The 16,984-nt window shown below is 43.2% G+C and carries 23 protein-coding genes and 1 tRNA gene; 6 read left to right on the top strand and 18 right to left on the bottom strand.

Annotated features, from left to right (window positions below; all coding sequences use genetic code 11):
* Positions 1-23: 23 nt before the first annotated feature.
* The 9 genes from NLX82_RS03640 to NLX82_RS03680 all read right to left on the bottom strand — a co-directional run bounded on the left by NLX82_RS03640 (position 24) and on the right by NLX82_RS03680 (position 7,387).
* Positions 24-773, bottom strand: a complete 750-nt coding sequence (locus NLX82_RS03640) for a polyketide synthase (protein ID WP_023989389.1) — start codon at positions 771-773, stop codon at positions 24-26.
* 45 nt (positions 774-818) lie between these two features.
* Entirely contained in the window at positions 819-1,580 is a 762-nt protein-coding gene (locus tag NLX82_RS03645) for an enoyl-CoA hydratase/isomerase (protein WP_023989390.1), read from the bottom strand.
* Positions 1,577-2,839, bottom strand: a complete 1,263-nt coding sequence (locus NLX82_RS03650; RefSeq protein WP_023989391.1) for a hydroxymethylglutaryl-CoA synthase family protein — start codon at positions 2,837-2,839, stop codon at positions 1,577-1,579. The genes NLX82_RS03645 and NLX82_RS03650 overlap by 4 nt, the downstream gene beginning before the upstream one ends.
* Before the next feature lie 15 nt (positions 2,840-2,854).
* A complete protein-coding gene (locus NLX82_RS03655) occupies positions 2,855-4,093 on the bottom strand; it encodes a beta-ketoacyl synthase N-terminal-like domain-containing protein (protein WP_076158245.1) in 1,239 nt (412 codons plus the stop codon).
* Positions 4,090-4,329, bottom strand: a complete 240-nt coding sequence (locus NLX82_RS03660; protein ID WP_013310983.1) for an acyl carrier protein — start codon at positions 4,327-4,329, stop codon at positions 4,090-4,092. Before NLX82_RS03660 ends, NLX82_RS03655 begins: the two co-directional genes overlap by 4 nt.
* A gap of 49 nt (positions 4,330-4,378) precedes the next feature.
* Complete coding sequence (locus tag NLX82_RS03665) at positions 4,379-5,131, bottom strand: 4'-phosphopantetheinyl transferase family protein (RefSeq protein ID WP_023989393.1); 753 nt, start codon at positions 5,129-5,131, stop codon at positions 4,379-4,381.
* A 141-nt stretch (positions 5,132-5,272) separates the two neighbouring features.
* The gene (gene loaP, locus NLX82_RS03670) at positions 5,273-5,794 is read right to left on the bottom strand and encodes an antiterminator LoaP (protein ID WP_023989394.1); all 522 of its coding nucleotides are present in this window, start codon (positions 5,792-5,794) and stop codon (positions 5,273-5,275) included.
* Positions 5,795-6,286: 492 nt separating this feature from the next.
* The gene (locus NLX82_RS03675) at positions 6,287-6,964 is read right to left on the bottom strand and encodes an MBL fold metallo-hydrolase (protein WP_076158249.1); all 678 of its coding nucleotides are present in this window, start codon (positions 6,962-6,964) and stop codon (positions 6,287-6,289) included.
* A 337-nt stretch (positions 6,965-7,301) separates the two neighbouring features.
* Positions 7,302-7,387 (bottom strand) — tRNA-Leu (locus NLX82_RS03680).
* A 246-nt stretch (positions 7,388-7,633) separates the two neighbouring features.
* Here NLX82_RS03680 and NLX82_RS03685 point away from each other — a divergent pair.
* Together NLX82_RS03685 and NLX82_RS03690 are read left to right on the top strand one after the other, a co-directional pair.
* On the top strand, positions 7,634-7,792 hold the full coding sequence (locus NLX82_RS03685; protein ID WP_013311032.1) for a hypothetical protein: 159 nt from the start codon (positions 7,634-7,636) through the stop codon (positions 7,790-7,792).
* Between the two features lie 130 nt (positions 7,793-7,922).
* The gene (locus NLX82_RS03690; RefSeq protein ID WP_023989396.1) at positions 7,923-8,111 is read left to right on the top strand and encodes a hypothetical protein; all 189 of its coding nucleotides are present in this window, start codon (positions 7,923-7,925) and stop codon (positions 8,109-8,111) included.
* Between the two features lie 76 nt (positions 8,112-8,187).
* Here NLX82_RS03690 and NLX82_RS03695 read toward each other — a convergent pair whose 3' ends face one another.
* The 3 genes from NLX82_RS03695 to NLX82_RS03705 all read right to left on the bottom strand — a co-directional run bounded on the left by NLX82_RS03695 (position 8,188) and on the right by NLX82_RS03705 (position 8,997).
* Positions 8,188-8,340 (bottom strand): hypothetical protein, encoded by a 153-nt coding sequence (locus tag NLX82_RS03695; protein WP_023989397.1) that lies wholly within the window; start codon positions 8,338-8,340, stop codon positions 8,188-8,190.
* A gap of 95 nt (positions 8,341-8,435) precedes the next feature.
* Positions 8,436-8,762, bottom strand: a complete 327-nt coding sequence (locus tag NLX82_RS03700; RefSeq protein WP_023989398.1) for a YnfA family protein — start codon at positions 8,760-8,762, stop codon at positions 8,436-8,438.
* 52 nt (positions 8,763-8,814) lie between these two features.
* Entirely contained in the window at positions 8,815-8,997 is a 183-nt protein-coding gene (locus tag NLX82_RS03705) for a hypothetical protein (RefSeq protein WP_023989399.1), read from the bottom strand.
* Between the two features lie 353 nt (positions 8,998-9,350).
* On the opposite strand from NLX82_RS03705, the gene NLX82_RS03710 reads away from it, so the two are divergent.
* Together NLX82_RS03710 and NLX82_RS03715 are read left to right on the top strand one after the other, a co-directional pair.
* Positions 9,351-9,629: a hypothetical protein gene (locus NLX82_RS03710; RefSeq protein ID WP_028540506.1), complete on the top strand. Its 279-nt coding sequence runs from the start codon at positions 9,351-9,353 to the stop codon at positions 9,627-9,629.
* Between the two features lie 31 nt (positions 9,630-9,660).
* On the top strand, positions 9,661-10,692 hold the full coding sequence (locus NLX82_RS03715; RefSeq protein ID WP_023989401.1) for a glycosyl hydrolase: 1,032 nt from the start codon (positions 9,661-9,663) through the stop codon (positions 10,690-10,692).
* Between the two features lie 71 nt (positions 10,693-10,763).
* On the opposite strand, the gene NLX82_RS03720 is transcribed toward NLX82_RS03715, so the two are convergent.
* The 6 genes from NLX82_RS03720 to NLX82_RS03745 form a co-directional block, all read right to left on the bottom strand.
* Entirely contained in the window at positions 10,764-10,979 is a 216-nt protein-coding gene (locus tag NLX82_RS03720; RefSeq protein WP_013311038.1) for a hypothetical protein, read from the bottom strand.
* A 186-nt stretch (positions 10,980-11,165) separates the two neighbouring features.
* Positions 11,166-12,269, bottom strand: coding sequence for a glycerol dehydrogenase (locus NLX82_RS03725; protein ID WP_023989402.1), 1,104 nt, complete (start codon positions 12,267-12,269; stop codon positions 11,166-11,168).
* Between the two features lie 133 nt (positions 12,270-12,402).
* Positions 12,403-12,951, bottom strand: a complete 549-nt coding sequence (locus NLX82_RS03730; protein WP_023989403.1) for a GNAT family N-acetyltransferase — start codon at positions 12,949-12,951, stop codon at positions 12,403-12,405.
* A 201-nt stretch (positions 12,952-13,152) separates the two neighbouring features.
* Positions 13,153-14,139, bottom strand: a complete 987-nt coding sequence (locus NLX82_RS03735; RefSeq protein ID WP_023989404.1) for a ketoacyl-ACP synthase III — start codon at positions 14,137-14,139, stop codon at positions 13,153-13,155.
* A 31-nt stretch (positions 14,140-14,170) separates the two neighbouring features.
* Positions 14,171-14,521 (bottom strand): hypothetical protein, encoded by a 351-nt coding sequence (locus NLX82_RS03740; RefSeq protein WP_013311042.1) that lies wholly within the window; start codon positions 14,519-14,521, stop codon positions 14,171-14,173.
* 184 nt (positions 14,522-14,705) lie between these two features.
* Complete coding sequence (locus tag NLX82_RS03745; RefSeq protein ID WP_023989405.1) at positions 14,706-15,359, bottom strand: cell wall hydrolase; 654 nt, start codon at positions 15,357-15,359, stop codon at positions 14,706-14,708.
* A 457-nt stretch (positions 15,360-15,816) separates the two neighbouring features.
* Here NLX82_RS03745 and NLX82_RS03750 point away from each other — a divergent pair, with 457 nt between their 5' ends.
* The gene (locus NLX82_RS03750) at positions 15,817-16,482 is read left to right on the top strand and encodes a cupin domain-containing protein (RefSeq protein WP_023989406.1); all 666 of its coding nucleotides are present in this window, start codon (positions 15,817-15,819) and stop codon (positions 16,480-16,482) included.
* A gap of 112 nt (positions 16,483-16,594) precedes the next feature.
* Entirely contained in the window at positions 16,595-16,825 is a 231-nt protein-coding gene (locus tag NLX82_RS03755) for an LSm family protein (RefSeq protein ID WP_023989407.1), read from the top strand.
* Positions 16,826-16,984 lie beyond the last annotated feature (159 nt).

Raw genomic sequence — 16,984 nt, forward strand, 5'->3', positions numbered from 1 at the left:
GCGTTCAACGAATCTCTATTTGGTTATTTTCCAAACAAGTTGATAATTCGTTCTTTAACCTCCGCTTGATGAAAGGTCTTCTCATGCATGATAAGCTCTTGTTCTACGATTTTGGGAAGCTGTTCCCGGAGTGGAGCAACCAAATGATCCTTTAGCGTGATTAAAGAAAATCTGGGTTTCTCGGCTAGCTGCCGGGCAAGATCCATTACATAGCCCATCACTTCTTTGCGGGGCAGGGTCGGAAATGGAACTCCCCGTTTTTCCAGTTCAACACCTCGATAATTGCCCCCATTTAACAATAACTCTTCTCCCAAGCTGAACCCTAGTTTTTTAGGAATAATATACGTGGCACCCATTCCCGGTGTGAATCCGTATCTCATAAAATTAGTCGTGTACACACTTTCCCTGCTTAGGACTACAAAGTCAGAAAATAGCCCCATTACAAAGCCTCCGCCCACCGCATGTCCCTGCATAGCAGCTATCACTGGAACTTTACAGCCCAATGCAAGTGAGTAAATATTTTCATCGGTAAACTTCGAGATTCCTTCATGTAAAGCCAACAGTCCCTCTTGCGTCCCACCCGTGGCAAAGTAATTATCGTATCCTGTTAGAATTACGACTTTGCAGGTTGAATCTTCTTGGATCGTCTTGAACGCTTGTCTTAGTCCATGGGTCATTTCAAGCGTAAATGTATTTTTATGAACTCTATCTTGCATTTTCACTTGAATAATACCTCGTTCGATTTCAAGTAATTCAACCACGGATTGTGACATTATGATCTTCTTCCCTCCTACATCCCCATCTTGTGGCGTAGACCATCAGTCCATCCACGGAAATTGCCCCGTTTCAACGTATCGGAAAATGCCCTTAAGATTTTGAGCGTCTGAAAACACCTCTTGATTGGACGCCAACGCTAGTGGTTTACACTGACGCAAATCGTTGAGTTCATCCATAAAGCGCTTGTAGCGTAAAATCCCATGCTTGCTCAATCGTCTGAGGCGTAATAAATGCTTGCGTAGCACCATCTCACTCTGAGCATCGTACGCATCAACCAACCCCCATACATGGGCCTGTTGAACCGAAACGAGCTGCGTCATTAGTGTTAAATAATGCGCTTTTTGGAATCCAATCCTGCGGACTAAAAATGGTAGAACGCAAGCAGGGAAAAGTCCAAATAGCAATTCTGACAAGCTGAACTGTGCCGTCTCGTCGGCTATCACAATATCGCTGGCAGCAATAAATCCGACGCCACCAGCGTTTGCTTTTCCTCGCACATGAGAAATCGTGATATAGGGCCCAGTTGCTAATTTTAACCACAGATCATACATAGGCTCTGGACTCATTGCATGTTCTTGTCCACTTTCCACTTTTTCACGCATTCCCTCAAAATCCGCGCCAAAACAGAACACCTCCGGCAAACCTTCCAAAACTACGATCGTAACTGACTCCTCACACAGTGCAAGTACATGCAAGCACTCCTCGATGAGGGTATTATTAATCGTATTATTTGCCTCCGGTCGGTAAAAGCGAATATAACAAATCGATTCTTGAAACCGAACCTGAATCGTTTGATAACTCATGATTCCCACCTGTATTTACGGTGGAATTCATAGATTTCTTCCAAATACAACCGCTGTCTCCCTTTCCCGGAAGCTATCACCCCCGGAATCAATTGAAAATCCAGCTTGGCGTTGCGGGTTCCAAACCGTACAGCGCCACTGCCTTTTAGCAGGGATTCATATTCATCCATAGTTAACTGATAGCGATCATTCAAATTACGCTCAATTTCAAAACGCCGCAGATGTTCCTGGCTTTGCGGCATAACAACCCCGCTATAAAATTCAGAGCAGCAGCCTGACCCGTAGGAAAAACAGCCGATTCGCTTTGGAGCATCGAATGTACCCTGATCAATCGTACCTGCCAAGGAGAGGTACAAAGTCGCCCCCATAATATTACCGACTCGTTGGCAATACGCCAATCCGGGCTTAACACGTTGTAAATAATCTGCCTCAATCTCATTTGGTTTGGATTTAGTCAACCTTCGCATCATCGTGCGATGCGCTCCTTTTACCATTCCGCCAAAAGGAGTATGAAAGGCAAGATACTGAAAGGTATCTTTATAATCCACTCCTTGCACCCGTTTTTGGTATTCCAAAAACGCTTGCTCGCAACAGTCCAGATAGGACATTAAAGACAAATCTGCATCCCCAGCCTCGCTATCTGGAATCGGCCGGCAAGTATCCATCACCTCATAGCCGTAATATCCATTAGCGCCTGCATCGATTTGAAAAACATGAGGATTTTCACTAATGAGCATTGCCACGGCCCCTGCGCCTCCACTTGGCTCAGCATAAGACCAATCCTCACTCAAGACATCCCCGCCTTCAGCAGCAATAAATCGTGAAATATCACTGGCAATTACAAGCGCTTTTGCTCCTGGCGAGACCTGAGAAAGAATAAAATTCACCGCCATTTGGAGTCCAGCAGTACCGGAATAGCAGGCTTGCTTGAGCTCGAATAATCTGCAATTCCGATTCAACCCCAAATAGTGGTGAATATATGTACTGATTGATTTCCCAAAATCAATACCTGATTCCGTACAGGTGATAAGCATTTCGATTCGGTTTTTTTCCGCTTCTGAAAGAGCGTCCACCAGCGGTTTTGCCGCATTTACTCCAAAGGTAACTGGATCTTCGTAAGGTAGGGCAACCGCCTTTTCTTTCATTAATAAATTTTCGAACCTTGCAGGATCCAATTGCCTGTGTTGGGCTAATTGCATAACATCCAGATAGGCAGAGCCACCAAAAACGTTCATTGCCTCAATTCCCACGACAACCATAATCGTCCCCCTCTCTCAAATACGCGACTCACATTTTTGCATACAAATGGCAGTATTGATTCCACCAAACCCCATGCTTAGATTCATAGTATTGTGAATAATTGCTGGTACGGACTCATTCCTCACCCAATTGCAGTCCAATTGGATAGGCTCCTCCAAATTAAGGGTAGGGTGAAGTCTCGACTCTTTCATTTGTAAAAGAGTAGCAATAATTTCAACAGTTCCTGCCGCGCTCAAGCCGTGACCGATAATGGATTTAGTTGCATTGATATAGGCATGTGACAATTTACAATCCTGTAATGCCTTTATTTCTATCTCGTCTCCAACGACCGAGCCTGTCCCATGGGGATTAATATAATCAATCTCTTCCGGTAGCAGCTTTGCTTTCTCCAAAGCTCTTCTAATCACTCGGGCTTCGCCTTCGTAGGAGGGATTGGGATTCCGGTTTCGATCCATTCCCATATCCCATCCTGCCAGTTTGGCATAAGGTTTCTCCCGAAGCCTCACGGCAGAATCGGCCCGTTCTATGACTACAACCCCGCAAGATTCCCCATAGATGAACCCGTCCCGCGATTGATCAAATGGTCGACACGCCATTGCAGGCTCATCGGCATATCGCTCGCTTCCCATCGCTCCCAAGGATCGCAATGCCTGGCATTCCATATACGAAATATCCATCAATGCCCCCATTGCAATGCAAACATCAACACGATCTGCTTGAATGGCCTCAATTGCTTGAATGATTGCGACTTGTCCACTCGCGGATGCACCACCGACGGTATAAGCTAACCCCTGAATACCGAACTGTTCGGTACATAGTCCGCACAAATCAGTATCCATAAAGGAAACCCCATAGGTCGGCGGTACAAAGCACATTTTTTCCCGGTAGGCCTCATAGGTCTGAAATAGCTCCCGTTGCTGAAAATTGGAGCCTCCAATCACCAGTCCAATACGGCTAGGATCAACGTTATCCAATTGGGCATCTTCCCAGGCTTCTTGAAGGGTTACCATGGCCACCTGCCCCGAAAATGATGCTGTACGTAACATTCGTTTGGATAATGCCTTCGGATAAGACAAGGGTGGCAGCTCCGCACCTATAAATGAAGCTTCACCTCTTCTGCCCGGGCGTTGCATGACGCCAAATGCATGCTGCCCTTTGAACAACGCCGAGGCAAAAGCAGCCTTCCCCTGCCCAATCGCCGAAGTCACGCCAATCCCCGTAACGACTAACTCAGACTCTTCATAATTTTTCATAATTTCGCATAAAGTGCATCTGTCAATTCCCCTATATTTTTCACGCCGGACAATTCGACGCGCGGAATATTAAGAGATAATGTTTCCATCGTCTTGTTTACAATTTCAGCCCGATCTACTGAATCTGCACCCAAATCCACCAATCGATCGCCATACTCGAACGTGTGATCTTGTAATTCGGGAAGCACTTCACGAATACAACGTTTAACGATATCGAATACTTCTTCCTTATGCATAGGTATCCTCCTAAAAAATAAATGATTTAAAACTCAACAAACCTAGTGTTCAGTAAACATGATCTACAAACGGATTTCGATGAAAACTTGCATTGAATTTTTCATAAAGCCGAGAAGTATTCATACTCCATTCCGTCTTCCTCGGTGCTACAATCGTGCAGATATAGTCACCTAACTGGTAAGACTGGGCAGCATATTGTGGAAAATGTGAAAATGTACTTTGGAAGTATCCATCCACAAACCTGGTCTCATTCATTTCAAGTACATGCAGCGATGTTGTAAAACCTGTACGTAATATTTTCGACAGGGCCTCCTTCACTGTCCAAAAAACCGTCAATAAAGCTGAGTACTCCCCTACTCCCCGCACGACAGAGATTCTTTCCTTTTCTTCCACCGTCAGTTGGCTTTCAATTGTCTTATTTCGCTTAGAATCAATCCTCTCAATATCAATGCCCATGGGATGTGCTTCGGGAAAAACAACAGCCGCTCCGATATAGTCGCAGTGGGCAATGCTCACCTGATAGCTGTGGACACCATTGATTCGAAGCATGGGCTGGCCGAAGACACCTGACTCCACACTTACGTTGCGCAGGTCTGGCTCGCTTAACAGCACCGAAACTGCTTGTTTGGCACTTAGCCTGCCAAGCACAAAGTTGGATTTCCGCCGATGGAATACCAAACTCTCGAAGTAACTACACTCATCCGAATGAAAGACTTCTCGATCAAGGGGAGCGTCTGCGTTATAATCTGCATGGACAAAACTGACGGCCGCCTTCATCACGGCATCTTCCCGCTTCAACATTAGTTGTTCTGCATACGAGGCTACGCATATCCCCCCTAGTAAACTACTAACTTAGCAGTCCAAATCAAAAAAGGCCTTCAAATCCCTTAAGGGTTCTGAAAGCTTCCTCATGGAGTATGAACTCGTCACGAGTTCTCCACTTTAAACCTTACTTATAATTTCCAAAGCTACTCTCACTAACCTGATATCACCCATAAATTCTAACTGAATGACCGCTTGTCGTTTATGTCTATCTATTTTCTTAACTATACTCCCCCTTCCTTTAAGTGGGCCATCTAGGATACATATATTGTCTCCTTCAATAATTCCAGTTGATGATTCTATACAATAGCTATCATTGCATAGACTTTCTAACATTTGTTTCTCCGAATCTCTCATTGAAGCTTCAAACTTCGAGTATCTCAATAAACGAATGATATCACTAGAAGTGCAAATCATTGAATTTGTACTGGTTACGAACTGCAAGTCAGGTAAATTCGACTCAATAAATACATAGCTTGGGAACAAAGGAGCCCATTCTTTCTTTACTATTCCTGCTACTTTAAAGAGTCTCTCTTGGAGTGGTATAAAGGGTTTGTAGACTTCAGAATCCAACCACTCATTAATAAGCTGCTTGACCTGTTCTTCCCTACCCGTTCGCACAAAAAACACGTACCAGCTCACTTAACTCATCTCCTATAAAAACGTACTGCCAAATCATCTCCTATAATGTCTACTACCCATATACATAGCTTCGCCCTTTCACTTATCCTACTTGATAAGCTACAATCTCTCACGATATATCCCTCTTTGATGGTTAACGTGACCCGCCAGCGATTAACCACAGAAAAGTTCCTTTATTTTTCATATAATCATATAATTGGAATAATGTTTTTCCATTATAATCCTCTACTCAAACCCTGTCAATTCACAGTTGATTGGAAACGGCCAAGTTCAGATTGGATTCGCAAACCTTTCTGAAAATGCTTAATTTGAAGTCATTATTATCTTTCGAATACAGCTTCAACGTTTCTGGCGGCTTATAAAAGAACTGATCCGAGTGTTTTACTCTAGTTAACTTGAGCATCTGGGGCACAGACAAATGATAGATCGTTATGTATTATTTTTTATATTTAAGATTTTCTCTCACCATTAGAACTGGGCCACAATACAGACTCATTTGAAATCGAACAGGCCCTTTTGGTTCGGACGCATTCTAAATTTAATAAAAGATTCCTTACTCGTAAATTGAAAATAAATATTTTCATCCATGAGGTGATTGAGTGTAAAACCAGGCGCTTTACCAAATGAATGAGCAGGATAAATTTGAATAGAGTCATCAATTTCTCGCTTTATTTTTTGAACACTATTATATAATTCTATTGGATTTCCTCCATTTGGGTCACAAAAGCCACAACCTTCAATGAATATTGTATCCCCAGTAAATAAGCGATCTGATAAAAGATAGCATACACTTCCCGCGGTATGTCCAGGAGTCAAAAGACTTTTAATTTCTGTTTCACCGACCTGGATTGAATCCTTGTCTTTAATTGAATGTAAATTTCTACATCTAAAATGATAAAAATCGATTTCGTTTGTTGACATGAATACCTGCGGGTTATATTTTTCCAGGAGTGGATTTACCAAATTAATATGATCCCAATGTGAGTGAGTTAATAGTATCGCTTTGAGATCGCCATTCAAATGTTGAAGATAGGACTCTACCTTTAATAAATCCCATGATGGGTCAACAATAGCTATGTCTCTTGTTTTCTCATCCATTACAAAATATACATAATTGATAAAATTCATAAAACAGGCTCTTAACTGTTCCATATGAAAAGTCAGATTCATATCAGCTTCACCGAACCACCTTCCCAATAGTTAATTAAAAACAACAACATTCTGATTTAAGGTTTTGGGCCACTTCATTTTTTAGAAATACTTACTATTTAATTATAAAGGCCTAATTTCGTTGTCCTATGATTATAACAATTGATGCAATAGAAAGGCTCCAACTCTCTGTTACAAGATCGCTTAATTTTTCCAAAACAAAAAACGCCTCTCCGTATGTTAACGGTGAGACGTTTTTGTTGGTTCTGTGTACCTGTTACGGAGTATTCCGCAGGTACACAGAACCTCGCGTTATTTTCGTTCATTTAACTTTGATGTGTCCGTTATAAATCAAAAATGCCGAGGACCGGGATCGAACCGGTACGGTAGTCACCTACCGCAGGATTTTAAGTCCTGTGCGTCTGCCAATTCCGCCACCCCGGCATAAATTTAGGAACGCTAATCTTCACACTTACTTGTCTTACAAGTATCTGAGAAACACGCATCTGATTAAGAAGTGTTCTCATTATGTAAATGTCGTTCAATTGGGCACCAACATATAATACGATAATTTTATCGAATTGTAAAGTGTTTTAAAAAAAAATAATAAAATTCTCTTTTTGTATAACTTGTGCACATTTGAATTACACTAATAAACGTCTTTCCAAACTACCAGAAGGGGTGTTACGAATGCGTGAAGGTATGATTCCAGCTGTTCTTGGAACGGTAGTATCGGCTTCAGGCGCTGTGTTGCTGAGCAGTAAGTACAAACTTGCAGCTACAGGCATTCTCGGTTTCGGACTGGCTCATGTTGTTCTGGGAGCGATTGATCTGATTGAGCATCGCTAGTTGTTTGGGAAGTACCGGGCGGGATTTACTCCCTCCCGGTTTTATTTTTATCAACGTTTAGTCTGGAGCACAAGCGTTTATGTAAAGTATAGAAGCTGAATATGCCTAATAAAAGGAGCTGTGATGTGCTATGAGAGATAATAACTCTGAAAAGAATCGTACTGACGATCAAATCGAACATAAACAATCCCTGGACAAGCGCGAGCCAGGATTTAATCGCATTCCTGACACCGATGCAGATACACCTGCTGCTACTGATATGATTGATGAAGCCATAGGTCGCGGGATAGACAAGTTACGTAACGATTTCACAAAATAAAGCATGGGTAATAAGACACAGGTTTGTGAGCAGTCCTTAATTCATTTGTTTTGATATGTACAGTGATTTCGTAAAATCACTTAAAGATCAGCATGATCCAGCCAATGATTGATATCCACAGCACGATGCTGATTAAGAGTCCACACATGATACCAAAAGAGAAATTACCTTCACTCTTCGGTACAGCACTACCAAATTTCAATCTAAGCTTCATTTGATTCCAGTTCATAGAACCCCCTCCTTAAGTTCTATTTCGGAATATGAAGCTTATTTTTGTAGACCTATAGTCATGTTTTCAAAAATAAAATAGGGTTTTTCGTCCTATCATCCTGATCGCGGAAATAGGATTACAGCTATACCGACCAAACAAATCAATCCACCAATGAAATCGTACAAGTCGGGTGTCTTTTTATCAATCCACCAGCCCCATGCAATGGAAAGAACAATAAAGACACCTCCGTATGCTGCATATACACGCCCAAAGGAGGAAAAAACCTGAAAGGTAGCAATGATTCCATACACAGCCAAGATTACTCCGCCGCAAAGTCCGACATACCATGTCTTTCCTTCACGCAGCCACTGCCAAATCAAATATCCTCCTCCAATTTCAGCGATGCCAGCCAATATAAAAAGTAAAGCTGCCTTTAACACCATTTCACATCCCTAATTCTTCAAATTCTTTTCGATTTTTTTGGATATCTCATTAGAGCACTCGACCTAAAAGGATAATCAATGCAATCACGCCAACCAGAATCAGCAGGTTGCTGACCTGACGCCATAAGCTAGGCACTCCCTCGGAGAGAAGCTTCCGCTGATTGGCATCAAAGTTCGCTTTGGCTCCTTCAGCATCTGCTGACCTAGAGAATGGTCTGTTTTCTTCATTCATAAGAGCACCTCCTTTTCAATCCACTTTAATCATACCAAACTTTTCCGTCGATTTCGCGTTGCTCTTATGCATATACTTCACATATATTTCTGATTGCATCTTCATATATGTGAAGTGTACATCCATATGTCAATATTTCGCTGAATATAAAGTATGATGTCGAATCAAGGTAGAGTGGGTATTTAGACGTCTTTCATTGCAGGACGGTAGTTATGGTATAATTTAGTCAACTTGTTCAAGATCGTAACCAGCGCTCATTTGTTTACTCAACTTATAATTAAATTGACATCTAAGAATCCACATCCCGGTTACAACCTGCATATTCTGTTTGTAAACCCAGGAGGAGGATACCGATGTCCCCAATCTTTATAGCAAGTTTAATGATGATGGGCATATTTTTATTTCAGGCAGCCATCGTTCTCGGCATCATACATTGGATTTCAAAACGAACCCAACGTCCAGCACAAACCAAAATGTATCTTGCAATGGGTTTGCTCGTTGTAATTTTAGGTTTCCTTGTGTGGGATAACTGGATACACTTACAGGAATTCAATGGATGGGCCACGATTAGTCTGCTGGTGATTATTATTAGCGCCTATATACAGCTTAGAAAGCAAAAAGAAAAATACTAATCCCATTACCATGCATCAAAGGAGGAGCGCCATGAAATCTCACTCAACACGCTTTTGGTTACAGAGGGTGCTACTGCTAATGCTTGTTTTACTCTTCAGCGGCTCTCAGCAATCATTCATTGTTGCCGATGCCGCCCCGCCAATTAATGTTCAGGCCTCTGCCAAAGCCAAGCAATTACTTGCCTACCTATCTAATGTACCGGATGATATGCTAATTTCCGGGCAGCATGATTACTTAGAGGCACCGGATGAACAAAATAACAAGCTACAACAAATCAGCGGACAATACGCAGGACTTCACGGCTATGAGTTTGGAGGATTGGCTAACCAGTCCCGTACAGCCCTACGAGAGCAACGTCAGCATGTTGTGAATAGTGCTATCCAATGGAGTCAGGACGGCGGAATCGTAGCTGTTACCTTCCATCAGGCGCTTCCTGGCAAACCTAAAACGTGGAAAAACGTACAAGCAAAAATTACTCAAGCTGAATTTAATCGTTACATCACGCCGGGTACCCCGCAATATAAACAACTGATCGCTGATCTGGATGAGGTGGCTTTGTCCCTTAAGACCTTACGAGACGCGGATGTACCTGTTTTATGGAGGCCCTATCATGAAATGAACGGCAACTGGTTTTGGTGGGGAAACAAGCAAAATTATGCTAAGTTGTGGAATCTAATGTATGATCGGTTCACTCATGTCCATCATCTGGATAACCTGTTGTGGGTGTGGAGTCCCAATGCTCCAAACGCATATAGCACTCCCTATAATTTGTCCTTCCCAGGTATTAACCGAGTAGATATTCTTGCAGCTGATATCTATAACAATGATTACAAACCCTCCTACTACACCGAATTGCTAAAGCTTGCGCAGGGCAAGCCTATGGGAATCGGAGAAAGTGATATTCTGCCAAGTGCGAAGGTGCTGCAAAATCAGCCAGCCTGGGCCTATGCCATGACATGGGGAAAGGAGCTGTCTGCAACCAATTCACAAGCAGCAATCAGACATTTTATGAACCAAAATAATATCATCACACGAGACCTTCTTCATGAGTCCCTACGCTGAAAGAAAAAAGCTTCCACTTCGCTCTAGGAGCAAAGTGGAAGCTTTTTTATACCAAATCCAAATAAAGCACTCTAACTATTTCTAATAACCTCTTCTAGATCAATATCGGCATACGCCTCTTCACCAAGATGTACGGATACAATGGTGTAGATCCGCTTGGACAGTCTAGACATCAGCCGATCACCCGGTGCTACAGAATATTCTTCCCGATAATCTCCAATTTTGTGAAAACCGCTGGACATATGGATGTACAAGTTGCCCCTACGTGTTTTACCATGCACCAACATCAAATCTCCTCCTGCTGTGTAACCAACCTAATTTCCCTGTTACATGTATATCGGTCAGAACAAGATAGGATATAAGTCCCTGGTACCCTCTTTCGTTTCACATGTTAGTGCACGTAAACGAAACGGGTCTGCCAGTGATGTGACAGACCCGTTTTTGTAAACCCATTTTCGTGATTTAGGAAGAAACTATTCTTGATAGGATTCTGCTATTGCATTCGCTGCAATGATTGCATTGTACACGTCAGCAGGACTAACCGGGAACGGCATGTTGACCATTGTATCATTCGATGCACAAGCAGCTTCAGCCACTTGGCGCCATTCAGCCTCAACAAATTCCTCTACACCCAAGTCACGAAGCGTCAATGGAAGGCCTACATCCTTAACCAGTTTAATCACGGTTTCCAGTTCTTCTTTCGGTGCATTTTCCAGCACTAGCTGGGTTAACAAACCGAATGTAACTTTCTCACCATGCTGTGCTTTATGAAGCGAAGGAACAGCCGTCATGCCGTTATGAATGGCGTGTGCTGCTGCCAACCCACCTGATTCTGCACCAACACCGCTCAGATAAATGGTAGCTTCAATCGTATCCTCCACCGCACGAGTATATACTTTCCGATCCACAGCACGTTTGGCCTTCACAGCATTTTCCAGCAACGTATCATAACAAAGACGAGCAAGTCCCAATCCTGTAGTGGAAGGCTTGTTCAGAACCAGGTTATCCCCGTTAGCCTGATAGCAAGCACGAGCTTCAAAATAAGTGGCCAGTGCATCACCGATTCCAGCTGCAAAGAAACGTGCAGGCGCTGCTGCCAGAATGCCTGTATCCGCCAGTACAACGTCTGGATTAGTAGGCAGGAACAGATATTCATCAAAAGAGCCATCTTTTTTGTATATAACCGCAAGCGCGGTACAAGGAGCATCTGTAGAAGCAATCGTTGGGAAAATAACAACAGGCAGCTTTTCATAATAAGCGGTTGCCTTGGCGGTATCCAACGTTTTTCCCCCGCCAATCCCTATGATAATGTTCGAACCATGTTTACGCACCAATTCACGGTTACGATCAATCTCTTCTTTTGTACATTCATATTGGAATTTCTCGAAGACCACCTGGTTACCAGCTGCTTCAATTGAAGCACCCGCCTCCTTTTGGGCCCTTTCAAGTATGAACTCATCACAAATGACAAAGGCTTTATCGCCATAATCCTTAATATAGTCATTTAACGACGAGAGTAGATTTTGTCCAGAAATAAATTTCTTGGGTGAAGTAACGGACCTTACAACGTTTGCCATGTAAATTCCTCCTCAGCTTTGACTCATACTCAAATTAATAATGATTTGGGCATGTGACCCTTTAACTATAAACCTCTTTTCACGTTATTAAAAGGCTTATTATGGAATATTTTATGAACAAATTGTGTATCTATTATACTTGAACAGTCGAGCGCCATTCAGAATACAGGATACCCATCATGATACGATCATAACTGTTACCATCACGAAGAACAGCAGAACGAACTCTACCCTCAAGCTGGAACCCCGCCTTCTCATAAGTTCGGATCGCTTGTGTATTGTACTCAATCACATCCAAGCCGACCCGATTTAAATTGAGCTCATAAAACGCATAACGAAGAATGAGACCTACAGCTTCTGCCCCAAAGCCCTTGCCACGGTAGTCCGTATTACCTATACCTATTGCCAGCTGCCCGCTGCGATTATTCCACTCAATTCCGTGGATAGCAACAAATCCGATCAAGACATCATCTGCCAATGTTCTTAATCGAAAATAGACCTCGTTAGAGCTGGGAGATCCTTCTGACTCCATCTGTTTCAACGTGTAAGGGAGCGCCAAATCCGTATCTACATTTCGCAGATACTTCGCATCCTCACCCCATTTGAACATCACTTCGGCATCTTCTTCCCTGACTGCGGCCAATTTTATTCGTTCTCCATAAAATAAATTTTCGATCTTAATGCCCCTTCAGCTCCTATTATGAATTGTGTGCCATGTTTTCTGTCATAATTGTCATGCTATCCGATGTCCGCAATATAAGCTCTCCCTTATGTACTCAATGTTTAAATTTTACAAAATAATCAAACATAACACAACCAAATCATTACAGTTGTCATTGTGTGATACACAAAAAGACCTTGCAGCTGCAAGGTCTTCATATTCCTAGTATTTAAATAACATAGCAACCAGTTGATATCCAGCTCCAATCGTCCAGAACAGTACATAATCACCGCGCCGGATACGACCCGATTCAATACCTTCATATAGAGCAATGAACGGGCTACTGGTACCTGTGTAACCATATCGATCACCCACATAAATCATTTGGGCATCCTCTAGCTCCAAGTGATCCTGAATCTTCAATACATTTGCTAACGAGAACTGAGACAGACAATAAGCCCGTACATCCCGAGGCGTCAGCCCATTCTTTTTTAAAATGCGTTCAAGCAGATCAAATGTAGGAGGCAAGGCCATATTGGCGTCGAACGGAAGCCACTGAATATATTTTCCGGGGGCGTTCCTTTGGAGTGTCGCCGCTAACCCCTGAGCCGGGTACAAAATTTTATCTATATTGACTGGGTCCGTAAAATACATAGAATCTATAAATCCGGTGTCTTCTTCTGTACGCTCCAAAATAGCCGCACATGCAGCATCTCCATAGTTCGCATAAGTAATCTCATCCTCCGGACCGGAAATGAGTGAATTATAATCCGAACCGATAATAAGCGCTGTCCGCACGTCAGGATTAGATAACATCGACCGACTGACTTGATCGACAGCGACTGTCATCCCTGCACAATTCGCGTTGGAATCCATCACGGCCACATCATGTCTGGCCCCAATCGCCTGGTGAACAAACAATGCATTCATCGGAAACAGTGACTCAGGAACTTGAGTGGAGAACACGATCATATCCACGTCACGGCCTGTCATACCAGCCTGTTCCAGAGCTTTTTGCGCAGCCGCAATTCCCATTGTTAGACCGTTTTCGTTCGGATCATCAATGATATAACGCTGTTTTCTACCCATATGCTCCATGAAGCGTCGAATATCTTTGCCCTGCTCGTCAAAATGGCGAACATAGTATTCGTTATCCAACGAATGGGACGGATGATACACACCCAGTGCTTTTATTTTGATATGGCTCATCAGGCTTCCCCCTTACACATACATCAGCGCATTATTGTACAACAATATCTACGTTGTTTAATCCTGCTTCGCGTGCTACTCGACCAAGCTGCATTTTAATAATGGTTTGTTGAAGGCTGATGCCAAAGATTACTTTGGTAAATCCAGTTTCTTTATAACGTACAAATGAGCCCTTCAATTTTTCCACTTCTCCCGGACCCAAAAGTGCCATCTGGGTACAATCTACCTTGAGTGTAAAGCTGGACGCCTGAATGGATGAGGTTTTGGCTACATAATCTTTTACAAAGCTATCATACTCCTCCTGGCTAAAAACTCCATTCACCGCCATATGTACCGTTTTCATGGCTTGATCTACTTCGATAGTGTAAGGATGTTGACTCATTTTAGAAGGACTCCTTTAATTTCATTTTTTTGTCTATTAAGAGTATCGGAATAATAGGTAGAATTTTTAATATTAAATCAGATAATTCACCACTAAAATATTACAAATTTGTGAATATAAAAAACCGTCACTGCTCCTAGAAGAAGCAACTGACGGCTAGAAATTTGCGTATTCTCATATGAAATTAATTCGTAAACGTATGGCGACCGAGTGAGATGACAGCCGGGCGACTTTTACTCCATTTGGCTGTAGCAATGGCCGGGTTGTAATAAAACAAGGACCCATTGGTCGGATCAGCACCATTAAGTGCCTGTCTGGCTGCACGGTACGCAGTCTTGTTGGGTTTCAGGCGGTATTGACCATCCTGTACAGCGGTGAATTGACCAGGCTGCAAAATAACGTCCGGGATCGAGCTTGGAAACTCACCGGACTGAACACGGTTTAATACGACAGCGCCGACAGCCACTTGACCTTCAAACGATTCCCCGCGAGCCTCAGAATAAATGATACGAGCCAGTTGATCCAGCGCGGTTACGCGCACCTCTCCGAAGGATTCCAGCTTGGCTTGTGTAGCCGCTCCGGCTACTCCATCAGGTGTCAGACCGTTATCCCGTTGAAAACGAGCCACCGCTTTACTGGTCAGAGAACCATAGTACCCAGTAAACCCAGCCTTGAAATAACCGAGCGAATGAAGCTGCTGTTGAAGCTCCAGCACCCGTTCGCTTTGAACCCCTTTCTTCAAAGCTGACGTTTGTGCTTGTGCTTGTCCTGGTGCGACTGACAATACAGTACCTAACATACATGCGCAGGACAGGATTAAAATAGATAACTTTTTCATATTCCAGACAACCTCCTCTTTCATGTTCTGTCCGGTGCAACCATTCCGGCCTGTACAACTCAGGGACGTTTATCCGATGATGTTTCTTATGACATAACTTATGCCTAGCTGCAGAAATGACGCGTGGCTACATACGGAATGGGACAATCATGCTTTCACACGTCCGTTGCAGTATACCATAAGCCGCATTTACGTATCATCCGGCTCTGGTCCTAAGACTACCCAAGCAAATAAAACGCCATCCCTAAAGGGATGACGTGTATTAAGAACAATGGATCATGTTCTGACCACACTTGAATACGTGACTTTTTTCGCTATTTTTCGCTTCAACTTGCCCGGGACCGGAGCCTGATTTCTACTAATTCAAATCACATATCCGCGCACACATACATGGGCGTATGCATAGGGTAGCGTACGATCATCAAATTTCGAATAATAGAAAGGCAGGAAACGACGCGTGGATTCATATATGGATTACACCTCCCCTACTGTACAATTTACCTATGATTTAAGAGACAATGTTTTGTTTCAGAAGGATGCTCAAAACTCGATCAACGAGCTGTCGATCCAGCAGCTGAATACATTGGCGAATGTATCGCTGCTGGATATTCGCCTTAGCACAGCTAATGTTGTGGAGCCTCACTATCACCAAAATGCCACAGAACTGGTATACTGCATCTCTGGAGCAGTAACCGTGTCACTGATTAACCCCTTCACCCTCGAGTTACGACATTTTCCGATCACACCTGGCCAAGTGGCTAACGTTCCTCAGGGATGGTGGCATTATCTGGTCGCCACGATGGACAACACTCATTTGTTGACCATTTTTAATGCTCCGACCCCTGAATTCATACTGGGCTCCGACATTTTGCGGCTAACGCCAAGTAACATTCTGGCTCATACTTACTGCCTGAATGAGAATAAGATTCAGGAAGCACTCGCCCCAATTAAAAAGCCTGTCATCATCGGTCCTCCCAATGACTGCAAGCAGCAGCCCCCCCGAAAACCTGGGATACATGTAAGGCTTGCCGATACTTCACCCCACCCTCAGGTCGCCCCCCAAAGAGGTTACGCCCATACCAATGGATATCCTGGCTTCTCTTTTAATCCCTATCAAGAATAGGCTAACTCTAGTCAGGCCTTAAGTTCGAGGGAATACCTTTTCCCTGTATGTTCGCCGTTACCATAAGACCGTCCCTCTCATAAAATGCCAATGTATAAGAGGGGGTGATGGAATGGACGCTTATTACAACTGTTTGAACTGCATGAATAAAAAAGTGCGTATTCTCACCGTTGACGGAAAACAGTACGAAGGAACCATTATGGATGTGGATCGTAATAATGTGTACTTAAAAAAAGAACGGAACGGACGTGTACAAACGTCTGCCTTTTATCCTGGCTACGGGTATGGGAATCAAATCTTAACTTTGAGCTTGTTCACCCTGCTGGCGATTGCGTTAATTTAATCTCTGTTCCATTGTCCGTTCCTGTCTATAGATGCCAATGTACCTCAAATGACAGCTGCCCAGCCCGGCACAGTTTGTGTAGGGCCTGTACGCTGTTATTTGAGGTGTTTTATCATACGTTCCATCCTCTAAAGCACTTAACCCCCCATCGGTTATATA

Source organism: Paenibacillus sp. A3M_27_13 (assembly GCF_024213315.1).
In the GTDB taxonomy this organism is placed as follows: domain Bacteria; phylum Bacillota; class Bacilli; order Paenibacillales; family Paenibacillaceae; genus Paenibacillus; species Paenibacillus polymyxa_B.

Excerpts from the sequence above, each read along its gene's own strand:
- NLX82_RS03640 (WP_023989389.1), bottom strand. The coding sequence starts at position 773 with ATGTCACAATCCGTGGTTGAATTACTTGAAATCGAACGAGGTATTATT.
- NLX82_RS03645 (WP_023989390.1), bottom strand. The coding sequence starts at position 1,580 with ATGAGTTATCAAACGATTCAGGTTCGGTTTCAAGAATCGATTTGTTAT.
- NLX82_RS03650 (WP_023989391.1), bottom strand. The coding sequence starts at position 2,839 with ATGGTTGTCGTGGGAATTGAGGCAATGAACGTTTTTGGTGGCTCTGCC.
- NLX82_RS03655 (WP_076158245.1), bottom strand. The coding sequence starts at position 4,093 with ATGAAAAATTATGAAGAGTCTGAGTTAGTCGTTACGGGGATTGGCGTG.
- NLX82_RS03660 (WP_013310983.1), bottom strand. The coding sequence starts at position 4,329 with ATGCATAAGGAAGAAGTATTCGATATCGTTAAACGTTGTATTCGTGAA.
- NLX82_RS03665 (WP_023989393.1), bottom strand. The coding sequence starts at position 5,131 with ATGTTGAAGCGGGAAGATGCCGTGATGAAGGCGGCCGTCAGTTTTGTC.
- NLX82_RS03675 (WP_076158249.1), bottom strand. The coding sequence starts at position 6,964 with ATGAATCTGACTTTTCATATGGAACAGTTAAGAGCCTGTTTTATGAAT.
- NLX82_RS03685 (WP_013311032.1), top strand. The coding sequence starts at position 7,634 with ATGCGTGAAGGTATGATTCCAGCTGTTCTTGGAACGGTAGTATCGGCT.
- NLX82_RS03690 (WP_023989396.1), top strand. The coding sequence starts at position 7,923 with ATGAGAGATAATAACTCTGAAAAGAATCGTACTGACGATCAAATCGAA.
- NLX82_RS03695 (WP_023989397.1), bottom strand. The coding sequence starts at position 8,340 with ATGAACTGGAATCAAATGAAGCTTAGATTGAAATTTGGTAGTGCTGTA.
- NLX82_RS03705 (WP_023989399.1), bottom strand. The coding sequence starts at position 8,997 with ATGAATGAAGAAAACAGACCATTCTCTAGGTCAGCAGATGCTGAAGGA.
- NLX82_RS03710 (WP_028540506.1), top strand. The coding sequence starts at position 9,351 with ATGTCCCCAATCTTTATAGCAAGTTTAATGATGATGGGCATATTTTTA.
- NLX82_RS03715 (WP_023989401.1), top strand. The coding sequence starts at position 9,661 with ATGAAATCTCACTCAACACGCTTTTGGTTACAGAGGGTGCTACTGCTA.
- NLX82_RS03720 (WP_013311038.1), bottom strand. The coding sequence starts at position 10,979 with ATGTTGGTGCATGGTAAAACACGTAGGGGCAACTTGTACATCCATATG.
- NLX82_RS03725 (WP_023989402.1), bottom strand. The coding sequence starts at position 12,269 with ATGGCAAACGTTGTAAGGTCCGTTACTTCACCCAAGAAATTTATTTCT.
- NLX82_RS03735 (WP_023989404.1), bottom strand. The coding sequence starts at position 14,139 with ATGAGCCATATCAAAATAAAAGCACTGGGTGTGTATCATCCGTCCCAT.
- NLX82_RS03740 (WP_013311042.1), bottom strand. The coding sequence starts at position 14,521 with ATGAGTCAACATCCTTACACTATCGAAGTAGATCAAGCCATGAAAACG.
- NLX82_RS03745 (WP_023989405.1), bottom strand. The coding sequence starts at position 15,359 with ATGAAAAAGTTATCTATTTTAATCCTGTCCTGCGCATGTATGTTAGGT.
- NLX82_RS03755 (WP_023989407.1), top strand. The coding sequence starts at position 16,595 with ATGGACGCTTATTACAACTGTTTGAACTGCATGAATAAAAAAGTGCGT.